The sequence below is a fragment of the Streptomyces sp. NPDC054757 genome (assembly GCF_053612185.1).
In genome coordinates this window covers 218,691-237,272 of the sequence record NZ_JBSHBW010000001.1, presented here as the reverse complement: position 1 = coordinate 237,272, position 18,582 = coordinate 218,691, and the positions used below count along the sequence as shown (strand labels likewise).

The following is an 18,582-nucleotide window of genomic DNA, read 5'->3' as shown; positions in this document are numbered from 1 at the left end:
GACCGGGCCCAGGGCCGGAGTTCTGTGAACCGGAGTTCTGTGAAACGGAGTCCCGTGAAACGGAGTCCCGCGAAACGGAGTTCCAGCACCCCGGAGGCCCCTGACCCGGAGCCCGGCGACCGGAGTCCCGTAGCCCGGAGTCCCGTAGCCCGGAGAACCGAGACCGGAGAACCGCCACTGTGAAGAGCGCCCCCACCACGCTCGCCTTCGTGGAGAGCCCCGTCCAGCTGCTCAACCTGCTGGAGTGGGCCCACACGACGACCATGGACCTGACCGTGGTCGTCCTCTCACCGCTCGACCCCATGTCCCGCGGCCAGCTGCGCCGGATGGCCGAACTGGCCCGGGGCGAGGGCGTCACGGTGCGCTGGGAGGAGGCGCGTGGCGGGATGGCGGCGCCGTTCCAGACCATCGGCGGCCTCGCACCCCTGCTGCGCAGGGCGGACCGGATCGTCATCGGCGACCCGTTCTCACGGTACGTACAGCTCCTCCTCGCCCTGACCGGCGCCCGCGACCTGACGGTGGTGGACGACGGCACCGCCACCATGGAGTTCATCGCCCAACTCGCCTCCGGTACACCCCTGGTCCGCTGGCACCGGCGTGGCCGCCGGGGCCCCCGCGATCTGCTCTTCGCCCCCATGGCCTCCGTGGCCCGCCGCCGCCTCACCCCGTCCGGCCGGCGCGCGGTCGAGGTCTTCAGCTCGATGCCGGTGACGGACGCGCCGCCCGGACTGACCGTCACCGCCAACGACTTCGCCTGGACCCGCGCCCGCTTCGGCCCGCCGAGGATCACCCGCACATCGGACCTGGTGGGCACCTCACTCGTGGAGACGGGGGTGGTGGACCAGGACCGCTATATCGCGGCGGTGGCAGGGCTGGCCCGTACCCACCAGGTCACGCGGTACTTCGCCCACCGCCGCGAGTCCACCGAGAAGCTCCACCGCCTGCACGCGGAGACGGGCCTGGAGATCGTCCGCCCCGACCTCCCCCTGGAACTGATCGCCCGCCGCGGCCCGATCGGCCGCACGATCGTGAGCTTCCCGTCCACGGTCGTCCACACCCTCCCGCTCGCCCTGACGGGTACGGAGGTCCGCGTCGCGGTCTGCGACATCGACCCGGCCTGGCTCACGGAGACGGCGTCCCCGCGGGCGCAGGGATTCCTGGCGGGGGTGACGGGGACGGCACGTGACGTGCAGCGGCTGGCGCCCGGAGTGTGAGCGTCCTGCGCACACCGCGCACCAGATGTGAAGTCCGGTCACATTCAGACCTTATTACCTTCACATGATCTTTTCTTGGTCATTTCCTTGCCCTGCCACTGACGAAGCCCTGACAAGATCCAGAGGCGATAGCTGTGGGGGCCAACTAGCTTGGCGTACAGGGGTGGAGCGGGGCTGTGGGGAAATCCGGACGCGATGACAGACAGGGGTCCGCACGGACCAGATGCGCGTGGTTGCTGAGTGCCGCACTGCTGGTGAGCGGCCTCGGGGCCACACCGGCGTTCGCGGGCACGGGAGGCACCGCGCACGCGTCCCACCCCACCGTGACCGCACGAAAGGGCCGAGCCGGTGTCACGCTCGACACCCCGAGGGTCACGTCCACCGACTACCCGGAGTGCGGGGCCGACGACTGCACCGCACACGGGAGCGTCGGCGCACCCGGTGTGTTCACCGTGACGACCACGTCCGCTGACGTCGTGAAGCTCACCTATACGCTCAACTCCGGTACGCAGCACACCAGAACGGTTCCGCCCGGGGCCACCGCCACCGACCTCTCGCTCGTACCGGACGGGCGCGGTGTCAACCATCTGGTGGTGACGGCATGGGATGCGGCGGGCCACACGTCGGCCGGCGCGACCTACAACTTCAACGTCGCGCCACCCAGCCCGCCGACCGGCGTCTGGTCGTTCGACGAGGGCAAGGGCAACGCGGCGGCGGACAGCGCGGGTTCGCACCCCGCGACCCTCCTCGGCGGAGCAGGCTGGTCCAGCCGTGCCCGGCTCGGCAAGGCGCTGGACACGGATGGCGCGAAGGGCTACGCCTCGGTTGCCGGAGCCGGCCCCGACACCTCCGCCTCCTTCACCGTCTCGGGCTGGGCGCGTCTGACCGGTACCTCTCACAACGCGGTGGTGGCGGCCCAGGCAGGCACAGCGGGTTCGGCGTTCGCGCTGTACTACTCGGCCTCCTCCAAAGCGTGGGTCTTCAACCGGTACGCATCGGACTCGGCCTCACCCACCATCGTCCGCTCCGTCTCGAAGGCGACCCCCGTCGCGGGGGTGTGGACCCATCTGACCGGCGTGTACGACGCGAGCGCACGCACCATTCAGCTGTACGTCAACGGCGTACCCCAGGGGCACGCGGTCGCTTTCACGACGCCGTGGAAGGCGACCGGAGACCTGCAGATCGGACGGGGGCAGTACGGCTCCGCGTACACCGACTACTTCCCGGGGCAACTCGACGAGATCCAGACCTGGAGCCGGGCGCTCAGGCCGGACGAGGCCGCCGGCCTGGAGGCCGAGGAGGACCCGGCCACCGGAAACCCGCGTCCCGCCCTCGCGGCGGACTGGGAGATGGACGAGCCCTCGGGCCGCACTGCCGCTGATGCCTCCGGCTACGGGCACCCCGCGACCCTGTCCACCGGTGCCGCCTTCGCCACCGACGACGACGGAGGCAAGGGAGGGGTCCTCTCCCTGAACGGCACGACCGGGCACGCCACGGCGCACGGCCCGCTCGTCGACGCGCAGGGCGACTTCACCATCGCCGCCTGGGTGAAACTCGATCCGTCGGCGCTGAGTGACACGAGCAGGGCCCACACGATGCGGATCGCCGGGCAGGGCGGCGCCCACAGCGATTCCTGGGGCCTCTGGTACACCCAGAGCGCCGGTGTGTCGGAGGGCATGTGGACGTTCGGGCGTACCAGCGAGGACGCCGCCGACGCCACCACGGTGACGGATCCGACGAGTACGGCAGCAGCGCAGTTGGTCACTCCCGGGGAGTGGACTCTGCTCACGGGGGTCTACGACAGCGCGCACCGTCAGCTGCAGCTGTATGTGGACGGAGTCCGTCAGGGTGGGGAGGACGGTGTCACCTTCGACTCACCGTGGCAGGCCACCGGCGACTTCGCCATCGGCCGGGGACACGTGCCGGGTGGCGGTTATGGCGACGCGACGGCAGGTCTGGTGGACGGTGTACGGGTCTGGACCGGAGTGATGGGCGCGCCTGACATCAGCCAGATGTATGTGAACGAGCTTCCGGTCCCTCTGTAGAACGGATGGGGGTCCGGAGCGTATGGGGCCCCGCGGAGTGCAGATGGGCGCCCCGGAGTGGACGGGACGCCCCGCCCGGCGCCTGACGGCGATGACCGGGGCGAGTCGGCGCCTCTGGGCTATGGGCGCGGCCATATTTCGCGCCCCGTAACGTGCGAACAGTGCCCTTCATGGCAATGCAGGACGAAGGTCCGGCCGATTTCGATGTGTGGACGAATCCGCCATTGAATCGGTCGACCGAAATAGGGGAAATGTGATGGATCAGGTGCTCTTTGGTGCGCCTCCGGAAGCGGCAACTGTCCACTACGTCGCGGTCGGTGAAGCGGCTGGTCCGGGCACGTTGGCGCTGGCGGGCCCGCTTCGGCGGATCGTGGCGCGGTTGGTCGACTTCGTCGTGCTGACGGTGTTCGCCGGTGCCTTGTGTGTCGTGGCGGCTGTCGTCTTCGACAGCATCTCTCCGGATGCTTCGGACGGTGCGGCGTTCCTGCTCTGTGTTCTTCTGCTCGTGGGTGTTCCCCTCGTGACGATCCGGGTGCATGTACGCGTGGTGCAGCGGTGGGGCCGTTCGCTGGGCAAGCGGTTGTGCGGGCTGAGGGTCGTCCCGCTGTGGACCGATGGAACGGTGCCACTCACCCGTCGGGAGGCCGCGGTCAGGGAGGCTGCGCTCTGTCTGGCCACGGTGGTCCCGGTCGCCAATGTCCTGATCGGGGCGGCCCTTCTCGTACAGCTGCTCTCGAACCGGCCGTACTGGCAGAGCAAGTTCGACCGGGCGGCGGGAACGGTGGTGGTGCGGTGGCCCGGCGGTGCGGGGGCTCCGGCCGCCAGTTCGGGTGAGCCCAGCCCGGTCGCGCAGTAGCCATCCTCTGTCGGCGGGGCGGAGGGTTTGCCGGACTTCGAAAGCTGGGGGGGGTGCACTCAAGCCCGGCTGGAGCCGGTCGGCGATGGGCCGGCCAGGCACAGGCCCGTCAGCCGGCCTCGTCCTCCGGGGCCGGCCGCTCGCTGCCGCTGACCGACCCGTCCAGTCCCCGCCCCCGGAACGCCAGAACCACCATCAGGGCGCCCCCGCAGGAGATCGCCCAGTCGGCCAGGTTCATCACGCTGAAGTCGCGGACCGCGATGAAGTCGACCACGGCCCCCTGCAGGCCGCCCGGGGAGCGGAAGAGGCGGTCGGTCAGATTGCCGAGGGCGCCGCCGAGGAGCAGGCCCAGGGCGATCGCCCACGGGCCGCTGTACAGGCGGCGCGCCATCCGGATGATCACCAGGGCGATGGCCACCGCGATCACCGTGAACAGAATGGTCGTCGCCCCGCCGATCCCGAACGCCGCACCGGGATTGCGGATCGCGCTCAGCTCCAGCCAGCCGCCGATCACCTTCACGGGGGCGTGGTGCTCCAGCTTCGCGACCACGGCCAGTTTGCTGCCCAGGTCGAGCGCGTACGCGATGCCCGCGACGACCAGCAGGAGCGTCGTCCGCCGTCTGCCGCGTGCGCCCTGTCCTGGTCCTTCCTGGACTTCCCGCTCTGCTTCCGCCTGCTCTTCCGCGCCCGGCACCGGATTCGTCACGCTCAGCCACCTCATGTCTGCCACCCGGTCGTGTCCCGGCTCGCGGTTGCGGGTCCTGTGTACGGGGCCCTGTGTTCCCTGGTGATCAGAGTCGCACCGAGACGTTACCCACGGTCGCCAGTATCGTCAGTTCGCCCCCGATGGCCTGCAGGTATGCCGCCATGGTCGACGTATCGAGGCGGACACCACCCCGTTCGATCTGACTGATCCTGCCCTGCGTCAAGCCCATCGCTGCCGCGACCTGTACCTGTGTCATTCCCTGTGCTTTGCGGAGCGCCGAGAGTTCATGACCGCGCTCGGCGTCGACCATGTCCTGCTTGATGGCCTCGATACGGGCGCGCTTCTCAGGACCGATGTCGGCGGTGAGATCCGCCATGCTGCCGAGCTTCATCCCTCGTTCTCCTCCTTCAGTGCTTCCAGATAAGAGGTGTACTTGGCGTCCGCTTCTCTGATCACCTTGGGGTACCAGGTTGCCCACTGGCGTCTGCTCGCCTTGTTGCCCGCGACAAGGAAGACCGCTCTGCGCACGGGGTCGAAGACGAACAGCATGCGGATGCTGATGGTGCCGCCATTGCGCGGGCGTAACTCGCGCATGTTGCGGAACTGGCTTTTCTCGACAGCTCCCACGGTGGGGCGCCGAAGTGCTGGGCCCGACTCCTGGAGCCGTTCGAGTGCGGCGATGACGTGGTCGTGGCTATCAGGATCCTCCTTGGCGAGACCCTGGATCCAGTCCCAGGACATCGGCAAAAAATCTCAGTTCGTACGGTCCGTCCACTGCTTGATATTAGCACGAGCTAATATTTGGGTGATGGTTGCAGTGGGTGGCATCCGGGAGGGGGGGGAACAGGTTTCGTTCCCCCTGCGCCTCGGCTCCCGCGCGCAGCACACTGCTATACCCACCAAACCTTCACCTGAAGCCCGTGCCGCCATGATTTTTTCGCCTAAGCGGCTGAAGTTTTGTTGATCGATGGTTAGTTGAGCAGTGAAGGGGCCTAACCTTGAACGGGTGAACCAGTTGATGTCCCGTGAGTCCGATGCCGACCAGCCCGGTCCCTCCGACGGTGCCGGTGAGGCCCCCGACGGCGGTCGTCCCGGTGCCGCCGGTGCGGCCCTGCCCGGTGTGCTGCCCGCCGATCTCCGTGCCGAGCTGATCGCCTTCCGGCGTGACCTGCACCGCCACCCGGAGCTGGGGAATCACGAGTTCCGTACCACCGCCGCCCTCAAGGCGCGGCTGGAGCTGGCCGGGCTCGCGCCCCGTGTGCTCAATACCGGGACCGGCCTGGTCTGTGACATCGGTGTCGACGGGACCGTGGAGGCCGGTGGCACCGGGAGGGGCGGAGAGGCCGACGCTCCCGCCCCCCGCCCCATGCTCGCCCTCCGCGCCGACATCGACGCGCTGCCCATCCCGGACACCAAGGTCGACTGCGACTACCGCTCCACCGTGCCCGGTATGGCGCACGCCTGCGGGCACGACGTGCACACCACCGCCGTCCTCGGGGCAGGTCTGGTGCTCGCCCGGCTGCACCGGGCCGGGCAGCTGCCGTATCCCGTACGGCTGATCTTCCAGCCAGCCGAGGAGGTGCTGCCGGGCGGCGCCCCCGACGCCATCGAGTCCGGGGTGCTCGAAGGGGTCGGCCGGATCATCGGTGTGCACTGCGACCCCAAGGTCGACGCCGGGCGGATCGGGCTGCGTACCGGGCCCATCACCTCCGCCTGCGACCGGCTCGAAGTCAGCCTCGACGGACCCGGCGGGCACACCGCGCGCCCCCACCTCACCACCGATCTGGTGACCGCGGCCGCCAAGGTCGTCTCCGATGTGCCCGCGCTGCTGGCCCGGCGGATCGACGCCAGGGCCGGGCTCGCCGTGACCTGGGGGCGGATCGAGGCCGGCCACGCCTGCAACGTCATCCCGCAGCACGCCGAACTCTCCGGCACCGTGCGCTGCCTGGACCTGGACGCCTGGCGGGCCGCCCCCGACCTGGTGCACGCGGCCATCGCCGAGGTGGCCGACCTGCACCGGGCCAAGTCGGTGATCAACTACGTACGCGGGGTGCCGCCGGTCGTCAACGACGGTGCCGTGGCCGAGCTGTTGCGGGACGCGATGACCGCGCGCCGCGGGCCGTACGCGATCGAGGACACCGAGCAGAGCCTCGGCGGCGAGGACTTCTCCTGGTATCTGGAGCAGGTGCCGGGCGCGATGGCCAGGCTCGGGGTGCGGACGCCCGGCGACAGCGCCCGGGGCGACCTGCACCGGGGGGACTTCGACCCGGACGAGGCGTCGATCGAGGTGGGTGTGGAGCTGTTCACCGCGGCCGCGTTGCTGGATGGACACCGGATGTAGGGGGACGGGTCACCGGGCGGGCCCGCCCCGTTCGCGTCGATCCGATAACAGGTTCCGAACAGGCCTTTACCTGACATCTACGCGCGTTACGATCCTCGCGAAAACCAGCGCCGGAAGAGGCGCTCCAGGTTTGGTTTGAAGGGACCTCCTCTTGCGCCGGGTAACCAAGATCGCTGCGTCTGGCATAGCCACCGCGGCCCTCGCTCTCTCCGTATCCGCCTGTGGCAGCACGTCGACCCAGCAGGAAGACTCCAAGTCTTCGTCGTCCGGGTCCTCCAAGGGCGTCAAGGTCGGTGTCGCGTACGACGTCGGCGGCCGTGGCGACCACTCCTTCAACGACTCCGCCGCCCGCGGCATGGACAAGGCGAAGAAGGAGTTCGGGGGCAGCATCAAGGAGCTGACCGCGAAGACCACCGACACCGAGGCCGACCGCGTCCAGCGGCTCACCGACCTCGCGGACGCGGGCTACAACCCGATCGTCGGCATCGGCTACGCGTACGCGAACTCGATGAAGCAGGTCGCCGCGAAGTACCCGAAGGTCACCTTCGGCATCGTGGACTCGGTCGTCGACGCCAAGAACGTCGACAACATCGTCTTCACCGAGGAGCAGGGCTCCTACCTCGCGGGTGTCGCCGCGGCGCTGAAGTCCAAGACGCACCACGTCGGCTTCATCGGCGGTGTGGACGTCCCGCTGATCAAGAAGTTCGAGGCGGGTTACGTCCAGGGCGTCAAGGACACCAACAGCAAGATCAAGATTGACCGGCAGTACCTCAGCCACGGCTCGGACACCTCCGGCTTCGCCAGCCCCGACAAGGGCAAGGAAGCCGCGCAGGGCATGCTCGACAAGGGGGCGGACGTCGTCTACTCGGCGGCCGGCTCCTCCGGCAACGGTGCCATCGAGGCTGTCAACGGCAAGAAGGGCGCCTGGGCGATCGGCGTCGACTCGGACCAGTACAACATCGCCTCGCTGGCGAAGTACAAGTCCTCGATCCTGACCTCGGTCGTCAAGAACGTCGACATCGGCGTCTACGACCTGGTCAAGTCGGTCCGCTCCGGCAAGCCGATGACCGGTACGCACACCTACTCGCTCGCCGAGGGCGGTGTCTCGCTGGCCACCAGCGGTGGTTTCATCGACGACATCAAGTCCCAGCTCGATGCCGCGCAGAAGAAGATCGTGGACGGCAAGGTCAAGGTCAAGACGACCCCCTGACCGGCCCCGCATGGGCCCGGTGCGAGGGTGCGTACCTTCCGCCGGGCCCATAACAATGTGTCAACTCTACGCGTGTAGCGCGGAGTTGACGGGTTACCGTCTTCCGTTCGGATCAGGCCACATCCCGCGGGCCCGGCCCGGTCCGGACGAAGCCCCAGTGTCACCGCATCCTCCCGCCTCCGCCGGGACCTCCACCGCTCCTTCTCCGAGGAGAGTGCGCCATCAACGCGTCCAGCCCTCCCGCCGTCGAACTGCGCGGCATCACCAAACGATTCCCCGGTGTCGTCGCCAACCGCGATATCGACATCACCGTCCGCAAGGGCACCGTGCACGCCCTGTGCGGTGAGAACGGGGCCGGCAAGTCGACCCTGATGAAGATCCTCTACGGCATGCAGAAGCCGGACGAGGGCACCATCGCCGTCGACGGCGACCAGGCCGTGTTCGCCAGCCCCGCCGACGCCATCGCCCGCGGCATCGGCATGGTGCACCAGCACTTCATGCTCGCCGACAACCTCACGGTCCTGGAGAACGTGGTCCTCGGCGGCGAGAAGCTGTACGGGATCGGCACCAGGGCCCGTAACAAGATCAGGGAGATCTCGGACGCGTACGGCCTCGGCGTCCGCCCCGACGCCCTCGTGGAGAACCTCGGCGTCGCCGACCGCCAGCGTGTGGAGATCCTCAAGGTCCTCTACCGCGGCGCCCGCACGCTCATTCTCGACGAGCCGACCGCGGTTCTGGTCCCGCAGGAGGTCGACGCGCTCTTCGACAACCTCCGCGAGCTCAAGTCCGAGGGCCTGACGGTCATCTTCATCTCGCACAAGCTCGGTGAGGTGCTCTCCGTCGCCGACGAGATCACCGTCATCCGGCGCGGTACGACCGTGGGCACCGCCGACCCGGCGACCACCACGTCCAAGCAGCTCGCCGAGCTGATGGTGGGCAGCGAGCTGCCCTCGCCCGAGACGCGCGAGTCGACGGTCACCGACGCGCCGATGCTCACCCTCGACGATCTGCGGCTCACCGCGGTCGACGCCGACGGCGACGTACGGGAAGTGCTCTCCGGGATCTCCTTCACCATCCACCGGGGCGAAGTCCTGGGCATCGCGGGCGTGGAGGGCAACGGCCAGGCGGAACTCGTCGAGGCGATCATGGGGATGCGCGACCCCGACGGCGGTGTCATCACGCTGGACACCACCGACATCTCGCATGTGCCCACCCGAAGGCGCCGGGAGAGCGGCGTCGGTTACATCCCCGAGGACCGCCACCGGCACGGCCTGCTCCTGGAGGCTCCGCTCTGGGAGAACCGGATACTCGGCCATGTCACCGAGCGGCCCAACTCCCGTCGCGGGCTGATCGACGCGAAGGCGGCGCGCGCGGACACCGAGCGGATCGTCGCCGACTACGACGTGCGTACGCCCGGTATCGACGTCACCGCGGCCTCACTCTCCGGCGGCAACCAGCAGAAGCTGATCGTCGGGCGCGAGATGAGCCACCGGCCCAAGCTGCTGATCGCCGCGCATCCCACCCGGGGCGTGGACGTCGGCGCGCAGGCGCAGATCTGGGACCAGATCAAGGAGGCCCGTCGTGAAGGGCTGGCGGTCCTGCTGATCTCCGCGGACCTGGACGAGCTGATCGGCCTGTCCGACACCCTGCGGGTGATGTACCGCGGCCGGCTCGTCGCCGACGCGGACCCCGCCACGATCACCCCCGAGGAACTCGGCTCCGCGATGACGGGAGCCGCGACCGGCCACCTGGAACACGACGAGAGCGCTGCGGTGGACGGGGCTGCCGCTTCGGGTGGCGCCGCTGCTGATGGGACCGCCGAGACGGCTGGGACCACCGCTGTGGATGGAACCGCGGACACGGACGGGACCGCGGACACGGACGGGACCACCGCTGTGGCGGGGACCGCTGCTACGGACGGCACCACCGCCGCCCACGACACCACCCTCCCGAAGACCTCGGGCAGCAGCAGGAAGCCGGGGGTCCCGAAGCCCCGCAAGACCCCGGACACCCCGGAGGCCCCGAAGACTTCGGACACCCCGGACACCGCCGGCGGCGAAGCCGGGGGAGAGGACCGATGAAGAAGTACACCGCACGCATCGACCGGGAGCGGCTGCTCCTCGGCATAGCGGCCCCCCTGCTCGCCGTGGTGGCGGCCCTCGTCGTCACCATGCTGGTCATCCTCGCCACCGGCAAGGACCCCTTCTCCGCGTTCAGCGACATGCTGACGTACGGATCGGCCAGCGACAGCCAGATCTACATCCTCAACAAGGCGACGACGTACTACCTCGCGGGTATCGCGGTGGCCGTCGGCTTCCGGATGAACCTGTTCAACATCGGGGTCGACGGCCAGTACCGCATGGCCGCCTTCTTCGCCGCCGTCGTCGGCGGCGCGCTGACGCTGCCGGGCGCCGTCCAGATCCCGCTGATGATCGTCACCGCCATGCTGGTCGGCGCGATGTGGGCCGGGATCGCCGGTGTGCTGAAGGTGACCCGGGGCGTCAGCGAGGTCATCTCGACGATCATGCTGAACTCGATCGCCACCGCTGTCATCGCCTATCTGATGCAGCCGGGCCGGCTCGGCCAGCTCGACGACGCGGGCACGCTGGTCTCCACCAAGCCGCTCCCGCAGTCCTCCTGGTTCTTCTCCATCAACACCGGCCCGGCCGGAGAGCTCTGGGGCTTCATCTTCATCGCGGCGCTGGCCGGTGTGGCGTACTGGTTCGTACTCGGCCGCACCCGCTTCGGGTTCGACCTGCGGGCCGTCGGCCAGTCCGAGTCCGCGGCCTCCGCGAGCGGGGTCAGCGTCAAGAAAATGGTCGCGACCAGCATGATCATCTCGGGTGCGATGGCCGGTCTGATCGGGATGCCGACGCTGCTCAACGACAGCCACATGTACAGCAACGACTTCCCGCTGGGCGTCGGCTTCACCGGTATCGCCATCGCGCTGCTCGGCCGCAACCACCCGGTGGGTATCGCCCTCGGCGCACTCCTCTGGGGCTTCCTGGAGCGCACCACCAACCACCTTGAGTTCAAGGGGTACGACAAGGAGATCCTCGGCGTCATCCAGGGCGTCATCGTCCTGTGCGTGGTCATCGCCTACGAAGTCGTACGCCGTTACGGACTCAAGCGCCAGCAGCGAAAGGTCGGCGCCGAACTCGCCGCGCAGGCCGCCGCCCACTCGAACCAGCAGGAGGTGACGGCATGACCGCGACCATGACCAAGACCCCGCCGCCAGCGGCTCCCAAGGCGGCGAACGCCAGGTCCGGCCGTGCCGGGCTCTCGCTCCCCAAGATCCTGCTGATCGTCGCCGTCGGCCTGGTCCTGCTCTCGCTGGTCCGGATCGTGACCGGCGCCGAGCAGCTGACATCCGAAGGGCAGATCAGCGCCTCGCTCGGTCTTGCCGTGCCGATCGGGCTCGCCGGTCTCGGCGGGCTCTGGTCCGAGCGGGCCGGTGTGGTCAACATCGGCCTCGAAGGCATGATGATCCTCGGCACCTTCGGGGCCGGCTGGATCGGCTGGCAGTCCAGCCCCTGGCTCGGGCTGCTCGCCGGTATCACCTTCGGCATGCTCGGCGGGCTGATCCACGGGATCGTCACCATCGCCTTCGGCGTCGACCACATCGTCTCCGGTGTGGCGGTCAACCTGCTCGCCCTGGGCGCCACCCAGTACCTCGCGAAGATCTTCTTCAACCACGGCGCTGCCGAGACCGCGGGCGGCAACCCGAAGCAGTCGCCGCCCATCGACTCGATGCCCGACTTCACCGTGCCTGGTCTCTCGGACGGGCTGGCGTCCGTCGAGAAGCACCACTGGTTCTTCGTCTCCGACCTGGCCGGGGTACTCGGCGGTCTGGTCACCGATGTGTCGGTGCTGACGATCATCGCCGTGCTGCTCTTCATCGGCACCTGGTGGGTGCTGTGGAAGACCGCGTTCGGTCTGCGGCTGCGCTCCTGCGGCGAGAACCCGATCGCCGCCGAGTCGCTGGGCGTCAACGTCTACACGTACAAGTACGCGGCGGTCGCCGTCTCCGGCGGTCTGGCCGGGCTCGGCGGGGCCTTCCTCGCGATGGTCCCCACACACATCTATCTGGAGAACCAGACCGGCGGGCGCGGCTACATCGGTCTCGCCGCGATGATCTTCGGTAACTGGCGGCCCGGCGGACTCGCCATGGGCGCGGGCCTGTTCGGCTTCTCCGACGCGCTCCAGCTGCGCAACGGCGGCGAGACCGTCCATGCGCTGCTGCTGCTCATCGTGGTGCTGCTCGTGCTGCTCGCGGTCTGGAAGCTCTACCGCAAGGCGGTGCTCCAGGGCACGATCAGCGCGGTCATGGCCGTACTCATCCTGGTCTGGTACCTGTTGACCGACGATGTCCCGTCCGACTTCGTGGGCGCCACCCCGTATGTGGTCACCCTGCTGGTGCTCTCGCTCTCCGCGCAGCGGCTGCGGATGCCCAAGGCGGACGGTATGCGCTACCGGAAGGGCCAGGGCAAGTGACAGAGGTCGACTGGGACGTGCTGCGGGAGGCCGCGCGCGGCGCGATGGCCCATGCGTACGCGCCGTACTCGAAGTACCCGGTCGGCGTCGCGGCCCTGGTGGACGACGGACGCACAGTCGTCGGGTGCAATGTCGAGAACGCCTCGTACGGCATCGGGCTGTGCGCCGAGTGCGGTCTGGTCTCGCAGCTCCAGGCGACCGGCGGCGGCCGGCTGACCCACTTCACCTGTGTCGACGGCGCGGGCGCGGTGCTCGTCCCGTGCGGGCGCTGCCGGCAGCTGCTGTACGAGTTCGGCGGGCCCGAGCTGCTGCTCGAAACCCCGGACGGGGTGCTGCCGCTCTCCGCGATGCTGCCGCAGGCGTTCGGCCCGCAGCATCTGAACTGAGCCGCGCCGGGGCCCACCCGCACCCGCGGGCGGGCCCCGGCCCTTCTCTCCGATTCCTCTATGCGCGTAGAGTCGCGCGTTACGCATCACCTCACCAACCCCTGCCGGAAGGAACGCCAACTCCATGGACGTCATCTCTGTCATCCGCACCAAGCGGGACCGGGGCGAGCTGAGCCCCGAGCAGATCGACTGGGTGATCGACGCCTACACCCGCGGCGCGGTCGCCGATGAGCAGATGTCGGCGCTGGCGATGGCGATCCTGCTCAACGGCATGAACCGCACCGAGATCGCCCGCTGGACCGCCGCGATGATCAACTCCGGTGAGCGGATGGACTTCTCGGCGCTCTCCCGGCCGACCGCCGACAAGCACTCCACGGGCGGCGTCGGCGACAAGATCACGCTGCCGCTCGCTCCGCTGGTCGCCGCCTGCGGGGCCGTCGTACCGCAGCTCTCCGGCCGGGGCCTCGGCCACACCGGGGGCACGCTCGACAAGCTGGAGTCCGTCCCCGGCTGGCGGGCGCTGCTCTCCAACGCCGAGATGATGGACGTCCTGGAGTCGGTCGGCGCGGTCGTCTGCGCGGCGGGCGACGGTCTCGCCCCCGCGGACAAGAAGCTGTACGCGCTGCGCGATGTCACCGGCACCGTCGAGGCCATTCCGCTGATCGCCTCCTCGATCATGTCCAAGAAGATCGCCGAGGGCACGGGCTCACTCGTCCTGGACGTCAAGGTCGGCTCCGGCGCCTTCATGAAGAACCTGGACGACGCCCGCGAACTCGCCTCCACCATGGTCGGCCTCGGCACCGACCACGGGGTCCGTACGGTCGCGCTGCTCACCAATATGGCCACCCCGCTCGGCCTGACCGCGGGCAACGCACTCGAAGTACGCGAGTCCGTCGAGGTGCTCGCGGGCGGCGGCCCCGCGGACGTCGTCGAGCTGACCCTCGCGCTGGCCCGCGAGATGCTGGACGCGGCCGGTCTGAAGGACGCCGACCCGGCGAAGGCGCTCGCGGACGGCTCCGCGATGGACCACTGGCGCCGGATGATCGCGGCGCAGGGCGGCGACCCGGACGCGGCGCTTCCGGTCGCCCGCGAGCAGCATGTCGTCACCGCCCCGTCGAGCGGGGTGCTGACCCGGCTGGACGCGTACGACATCGGGGTGGCCGCCTGGCGCCTCGGCGCGGGCCGCGCCCGCAAGGAGGACCCGGTGCAGGCGGGCGCGGGTGTCGAGCTGCACGCCAAGCCCGGTGACACGGTGACCGAGGGGCAGCCGCTGCTCACCCTGCACACGGACACCCCGGAGAAGTTCGCGTACGCGCTGGAGTCGCTGCCCGCCGCGTACGACATCGCCCCGGCGGGCACCGCGTTCACCCCGGACCCGATCGTCCTGGACCGCATCGCCTGATCTGCCTGAGCTGCCTCCGCTTGTCCTGCCTGACCTGCCTGACCTGCCTGACCTGCCTGACCCGCCTGACCTGTCTGACCCGCCTGATCTGCCTGGCCCGCTCGGCCGGACGGGCCCGGCGGGCCCGACGGTCCGGCCGGGGAGAACCGGGGCGGGCCGGTGGCGGCGATGAGTTCCGGGTGCCGCGCCGGTCTCCCTGGTGTGGATGTCACCGAGCCGCTCGTCCTGGTGGTCACCGGCCCGGTCGGCCGGGCCGACGTCCCGCGCCTGTGCGAGGAGCTACGGCTGCTGCTGCACGGCGCCGGGGCGGCGGGCCGGGCGGCCCGTGCCGGGGTGCCCGTCGTCGACTGCGACGTGGGCGGTGTCGTCCGCCCCGGCCTGGCCGCGGTGGAGGCGCTCGCGGGGCTCCGGCTCACCGCTCTGCGGTACGGCAGCCGGCTACGGCTCCGCAACGTGGGGCCCGAACTCACCGAGCTGCTCGCCCTGACCGGTCTGACCGGCCTCGCGGAGTCCCCCGAGGAGCCATGAGCCCCCGGCTCCCCGGCGGTGATCCGGCCCTGGTGGCTGCCTTCACATTCACATGCGGAGGAAGTCGTTCACACATGTGAAGGACCCCGTCGGGTACACGACATCGGCGATGACCGGGAGAGACCGGTCTGTCACCGAGCGTCCTTCAGGGGAGACAATGAGCGAGGACACAAGCGGGGGTCGGGAGCGGGGTACGGCGCCCAGAGGTTCCGGCGGGGATGATCCGGTCGACTGGCAGGCCGAGCGACGCTGGAACGACCGGCCATGGGTGCAGGTGACGCTCATACTGGCGATCGCGGTCGGAGCGGTCGTCGTCGTGAATCTCTCGTTGTATGCCGTGTGGGGACATGCCAACCCAGGGGGAGTGGCCGGTGGAATCGGCGGGTTGACTGTCGCGCTGTGGAGGTCCCGGCGTGTCCGGCGGCAGGTTGCCGAGGAGTCGGGGCTGAGCCCCTGGCAGGTGATGGTCGTCGGCCGGTGGCTGCGCAAGGGCCGCGTTCCCGCGGACCCGAAGGCCCGGCGGGCGATGACCGCCCTCGTACGGGAACAGCAGCGGGCGTTGCAGCAGAACCGCTGGGCGATGCCCGTCATGATGACCCTTTTCGCCGTAGGGGGCGCCGTCCTCCTGGTGGTGGGGAACTTCGCGCTCGGTGGGCTGCTGGTGGTGGTCGTCGTGCTGCTGGTGCCCGCACTCGTCCGGCAGCGACGCGACATGAAGCAACTGCCCCGCATCGAGAAGCAGCTCGCGGCGTCCCGGGACGCGGCTTCGCTGCGCCCGGCCGCCGACGCCTGACGCCCGCACCCCGGGGTTCACCGGCCCCGGAGCCCCTGCGTACCCGCATATCCCCCGGCGGGCGGCCAACGCCCTCACCCCTCCAAGGACTTGGGCAGTCCGAAGAGCGGGAACCAGCGCTCGGTGTCCAGGAACGAGGTGATCCCGGCGACCCGGCCGTCCCTGGTCTCGATGACCATCAGCGCCCAGGGAGTGAACCCCTCGCCCGACTCGCTCGGGTGGTAATGCCCGAAGGCCGGGGTGCCGTTGGCCACCGTCGGGACCAGCCGGGAGCCACGGCAGACCGAGCCGACGCCCAGCATCCAGCCGACGATGTCGTCGTGGCCGCGCAGCCACAGGTCGTACGGCGGCATCGAGAGTGTGGCGTCCTCGTGGAGGAGGGCGGTCAGCGCCTCCATGTCGTACCCCTCGAAGGCGGCGACATAGCGGGCCAGCAGCTTCTGCTGCTGCTCGTCCAGGGGATCGGCCGCGTCGGTCGGTGCGGGCGCGCACTCGGCGAGGGTCGAACGGGCCCGCTGCAGCGCGCTGTTGACCGAGGCGACCGTGGTCTCCAGAAGCGTGGCGACCTCGCTCGCCTTCCAGGCGAGCACCTCGCGGAGGATCAGCACGGCCCGCTGCTTGGGCGGCAGATGCTGGAGCGCGGCGACGAAGGCCAGCCGGATCGTGTCCCGCTCGACCGCCTTCTCGGCCGGGTCCGCGAGCGACGGCAGTACCCGGCCGTCCGGCACCGGCTCAAGCCAGACGGCCTCGGGCCGGGCGTGCAGCGCGGCGGCGGCCACCGGGGTGGCCTCGGTCAGATCCATCGGGCGGGCCCGTCTGTTGTCCGCTTTCAGCATGTCCAGGCAGACGTTGGTCGCGATCCGGTAGAGCCACGAGCGCAGGGACGAGCGGCCCTCGAACCGGTCGAAACTCCGCCAGGCCCGGACCATGGTGTCCTGTACGGCGTCCTCCGCCTCGAAGGCCGAACCGAGCATCCGGTAGCAGTAACCGGCCAGCTCCGTCCGGTGTGCCTCCAGACGCACGTCGAGGTCTGTTGTCGCCAGGTCGCTCATAGGGTGCCCCCTGCTTGTTTCCCGGGCTTGATCCCCGGGCTCGTCCCGAACCGCACCAGCGATTCCGAAGCTACAGGGGGGCACTGACAACGGCACTCGGATCAGCCTGCCGACCGCCGTTCCGGGCGTGGGCAAGGCACCGGCCAGGCGCGGATCGTGGCAGGTCAGGCAGGGATCGGGGCGCGGATCGGGAATCTGCCGGGCGGGAATGGGGCACCCGGCCGGGCGCGGACGGGGCGTCGGTCAGGCGCCGGTCACCGGTGTCCGCCCCGCCGCCCGCGCGCTGTGCGACCCGTACAGCGTGATCGACAGGACACCGAGCACCGCGAGCAGTCCCAGCCCCACCGTCCCCGCCCAGCCCCCGGCGTGGAAGGCCGCAGCTCCGAGCACGCCGCCCGCGCTGCTGCCCAGGTAGTACGCGGACTGGTACAGCGCCGACGCCTGCGCGCGGCCCTTCTTCGCCGTGTGGCTCACGGACGAGGAGGCGACGGCGTGCCCGGCGAAGAACCCGGCGGTGATCAGGACGAGGCCCAGGAGGACCGCCGCGATCGCGTCGGCCAGCGAGAGCAGCAGCCCCGCCGCGGTCGTCGACACCGCGAGGTAGAGCGCGCCCCTGCGGCCCAGCCGGCCGACGAGGCGGCCGGCCGTGGCGGAGGAGACCGTACCGACGAGATAGACCAGGAAGACCGAGCCGACCAGACCCTGCGGCAGGCTGAACGGCGCCCCCACCAGCCGGTAGCCGATCACCGTGTAGACCGCCCCGAACACCGTCATGAAGAGCGCGCCGATCGCGTACAGCCTGCGCAGCAGTGGGTCGCCGACGTGGGACGCGACGATACGGCCGAGGGCGCGCGGGTCGAGCGGGACCGCGGTGAAGTTCCGGGCCCGGGGGAGCATCAGCCGGAAGACGACCGCGCAGACGACCGACAGCACACCGATCGCGCCGAGCGCCATGCGCCAGCCCGCGGCCTGGGCTACCCAGCCGGCCAGGATGCGGCCGCTCATACCGCCGATGGAGTTCCCCGCGACGAACAGCCCGATCGCGGCGACCAGCGCCCTCGGCCGCACCTCCTCGGCGAGGAAGGCCATCGCCGACGCCGGAAGCCCGGCGAGCGCCGCGCCCTGCAGCGCCCGCAGCGCGATCAGGGAGCCCACATCCGGTACGAACGGCACCAGCAGGCCGATGGCGACCGCGACCGTGAGGGACGCCGTCATCATCGTGCGCCGCCCGAACCGTTCGGACAGCGCGCTCAGCGGCAGCACGAACACGGCGAGTCCGCCGGTGGCCGCCGAGACCGTCCAGCTGGCCTGTCCGGCCGTGGCGCCGAGGCCGGAGCTGATCGCGGGCAGCAGGGCCTGGGTGGAGTAGAGCAGGGCGAAGGTCGCCATGCCCGCGGAGAAGAGCGCGAAGCTCATGCGGCGGTAGCCGGGGCGCCCTGGTGCGAGCTGCTCGGGCTGGGACGGCGCGGCGGAGGCACCCACGGTGGTGAGTGCCCCGGTACTGGCAGGAGGCATGCTCCGAACGTAGGTCCGGGCCTTTGATGCGTCCAATGCA

Annotated in this window: 16 protein-coding genes and 1 pseudogene; 12 read left to right on the top strand and 5 right to left on the bottom strand. The window is 70.0% G+C overall.

Annotated elements, in window-relative coordinates; translation table 11 throughout:
* Nucleotides 1–179: 179 nt before the first annotated feature.
* From ACWGKJ_RS01055 to ACWGKJ_RS01045, 3 genes are all read left to right on the top strand, one after another.
* Nucleotides 180–1,214 carry a hypothetical protein gene (locus ACWGKJ_RS01055; protein ID WP_385025188.1) on the top strand — a complete coding sequence of 345 codons (1,035 nt, stop codon included), beginning with the start codon at nucleotides 180–182 and terminating at the stop codon, nucleotides 1,212–1,214.
* Between the two features lie 233 nt (nucleotides 1,215–1,447).
* The gene (locus ACWGKJ_RS01050; RefSeq protein ID WP_385025191.1) at nucleotides 1,448–3,259 is read left to right on the top strand and encodes a LamG domain-containing protein; all 1,812 of its coding nucleotides are present in this window, start codon (nucleotides 1,448–1,450) and stop codon (nucleotides 3,257–3,259) included.
* A gap of 256 nt (nucleotides 3,260–3,515) precedes the next feature.
* Nucleotides 3,516–4,115 (top strand): RDD family protein, encoded by a 600-nt coding sequence (locus ACWGKJ_RS01045; protein WP_385025194.1) that lies wholly within the window; start codon nucleotides 3,516–3,518, stop codon nucleotides 4,113–4,115.
* 109 nt (nucleotides 4,116–4,224) lie between these two features.
* On the opposite strand, the gene lspA is transcribed toward ACWGKJ_RS01045, so the two are convergent.
* The 3 genes from lspA to ACWGKJ_RS01030 form a co-directional block, all read right to left on the bottom strand.
* Complete coding sequence (gene lspA / locus ACWGKJ_RS01040) at nucleotides 4,225–4,836, bottom strand: signal peptidase II (protein WP_385025197.1); 612 nt, start codon at nucleotides 4,834–4,836, stop codon at nucleotides 4,225–4,227.
* Between the two features lie 70 nt (nucleotides 4,837–4,906).
* Complete coding sequence (locus ACWGKJ_RS01035; RefSeq protein WP_385025200.1) at nucleotides 4,907–5,212, bottom strand: helix-turn-helix domain-containing protein; 306 nt, start codon at nucleotides 5,210–5,212, stop codon at nucleotides 4,907–4,909.
* Complete coding sequence (locus ACWGKJ_RS01030; RefSeq protein WP_385025203.1) at nucleotides 5,209–5,562, bottom strand: type II toxin-antitoxin system RelE/ParE family toxin; 354 nt, start codon at nucleotides 5,560–5,562, stop codon at nucleotides 5,209–5,211. The genes ACWGKJ_RS01035 and ACWGKJ_RS01030 overlap by 4 nt, the downstream gene beginning before the upstream one ends.
* A 277-nt stretch (nucleotides 5,563–5,839) precedes the next feature.
* On the opposite strand from ACWGKJ_RS01030, the gene ACWGKJ_RS01025 reads away from it, so the two are divergent.
* From ACWGKJ_RS01025 to ACWGKJ_RS00985, 9 genes and pseudogenes are all read left to right on the top strand, one after another.
* Nucleotides 5,840–7,162: an amidohydrolase gene (locus tag ACWGKJ_RS01025; protein ID WP_385025289.1), complete on the top strand. Its 1,323-nt coding sequence runs from the start codon at nucleotides 5,840–5,842 to the stop codon at nucleotides 7,160–7,162.
* 151 nt (nucleotides 7,163–7,313) lie between these two features.
* Complete coding sequence (locus tag ACWGKJ_RS01020) at nucleotides 7,314–8,372, top strand: BMP family lipoprotein (RefSeq protein ID WP_385025206.1); 1,059 nt, start codon at nucleotides 7,314–7,316, stop codon at nucleotides 8,370–8,372.
* 221 nt (nucleotides 8,373–8,593) lie between these two features.
* Nucleotides 8,594–10,156: pseudogene (locus ACWGKJ_RS01015) on the top strand (ABC transporter ATP-binding protein); the annotation flags it as partial.
* A gap of 293 nt (nucleotides 10,157–10,449) precedes the next feature.
* Nucleotides 10,450–11,580 carry an ABC transporter permease gene (locus ACWGKJ_RS01010; RefSeq protein WP_385025209.1) on the top strand — a complete coding sequence of 377 codons (1,131 nt, stop codon included), beginning with the start codon at nucleotides 10,450–10,452 and terminating at the stop codon, nucleotides 11,578–11,580.
* Nucleotides 11,577–12,866: an ABC transporter permease gene (locus ACWGKJ_RS01005; RefSeq protein ID WP_385025213.1), complete on the top strand. Its 1,290-nt coding sequence runs from the start codon at nucleotides 11,577–11,579 to the stop codon at nucleotides 12,864–12,866. Before ACWGKJ_RS01010 ends, ACWGKJ_RS01005 begins: the two co-directional genes overlap by 4 nt.
* On the top strand, nucleotides 12,863–13,252 hold the full coding sequence (locus ACWGKJ_RS01000) for a cytidine deaminase (protein WP_385025217.1): 390 nt from the start codon (nucleotides 12,863–12,865) through the stop codon (nucleotides 13,250–13,252). The genes ACWGKJ_RS01005 and ACWGKJ_RS01000 overlap by 4 nt, the downstream gene beginning before the upstream one ends.
* Nucleotides 13,253–13,376: 124 nt before the next feature.
* Nucleotides 13,377–14,654: a thymidine phosphorylase gene (locus tag ACWGKJ_RS00995; RefSeq protein WP_385025220.1), complete on the top strand. Its 1,278-nt coding sequence runs from the start codon at nucleotides 13,377–13,379 to the stop codon at nucleotides 14,652–14,654.
* Nucleotides 14,655–14,855: 201 nt separating this feature from the next.
* Nucleotides 14,856–15,182 (top strand): STAS domain-containing protein, encoded by a 327-nt coding sequence (locus ACWGKJ_RS00990; protein WP_385025223.1) that lies wholly within the window; start codon nucleotides 14,856–14,858, stop codon nucleotides 15,180–15,182.
* A gap of 157 nt (nucleotides 15,183–15,339) precedes the next feature.
* Nucleotides 15,340–15,975, top strand: coding sequence for a hypothetical protein (locus tag ACWGKJ_RS00985; protein ID WP_385025226.1), 636 nt, complete (start codon nucleotides 15,340–15,342; stop codon nucleotides 15,973–15,975).
* A gap of 74 nt (nucleotides 15,976–16,049) precedes the next feature.
* Here ACWGKJ_RS00985 and ACWGKJ_RS00980 read toward each other — a convergent pair whose 3' ends face one another.
* Nucleotides 16,050–17,090 carry a sigma-70 family RNA polymerase sigma factor gene (locus tag ACWGKJ_RS00980; protein ID WP_385025292.1) on the bottom strand — a complete coding sequence of 347 codons (1,041 nt, stop codon included), beginning with the start codon at nucleotides 17,088–17,090 and terminating at the stop codon, nucleotides 16,050–16,052.
* A gap of 180 nt (nucleotides 17,091–17,270) precedes the next feature.
* A complete protein-coding gene (locus ACWGKJ_RS00975) occupies nucleotides 17,271–18,542 on the bottom strand; it encodes an MFS transporter (protein ID WP_385025229.1) in 1,272 nt (423 codons plus the stop codon).
* Nucleotides 18,543–18,582 lie beyond the last annotated feature (40 nt).

Bases quoted from the DNA above. Each gene is read 5' to 3' on its own strand.
- ACWGKJ_RS01035 (WP_385025200.1), bottom strand. From the start codon at position 5,212: ATGAAGCTCGGCAGCATGGCGGATCTCACCGCCGACATCGGTCCTGAG.
- ACWGKJ_RS01030 (WP_385025203.1), bottom strand. From the start codon at position 5,562: ATGTCCTGGGACTGGATCCAGGGTCTCGCCAAGGAGGATCCTGATAGC.
- ACWGKJ_RS01005 (WP_385025213.1), top strand. From the start codon at position 11,577: ATGACCGCGACCATGACCAAGACCCCGCCGCCAGCGGCTCCCAAGGCG.
- ACWGKJ_RS01045 (WP_385025194.1), top strand. From the start codon at position 3,516: ATGGATCAGGTGCTCTTTGGTGCGCCTCCGGAAGCGGCAACTGTCCAC.
- ACWGKJ_RS01025 (WP_385025289.1), top strand. From the start codon at position 5,840: ATGTCCCGTGAGTCCGATGCCGACCAGCCCGGTCCCTCCGACGGTGCC.
- ACWGKJ_RS00985 (WP_385025226.1), top strand. From the start codon at position 15,340: ATGAGCGAGGACACAAGCGGGGGTCGGGAGCGGGGTACGGCGCCCAGA.
- ACWGKJ_RS00995 (WP_385025220.1), top strand. From the start codon at position 13,377: ATGGACGTCATCTCTGTCATCCGCACCAAGCGGGACCGGGGCGAGCTG.
- ACWGKJ_RS01010 (WP_385025209.1), top strand. From the start codon at position 10,450: ATGAAGAAGTACACCGCACGCATCGACCGGGAGCGGCTGCTCCTCGGC.
- ACWGKJ_RS00975 (WP_385025229.1), bottom strand. From the start codon at position 18,542: ATGCCTCCTGCCAGTACCGGGGCACTCACCACCGTGGGTGCCTCCGCC.
- lspA (WP_385025197.1), bottom strand. From the start codon at position 4,836: ATGAGGTGGCTGAGCGTGACGAATCCGGTGCCGGGCGCGGAAGAGCAG.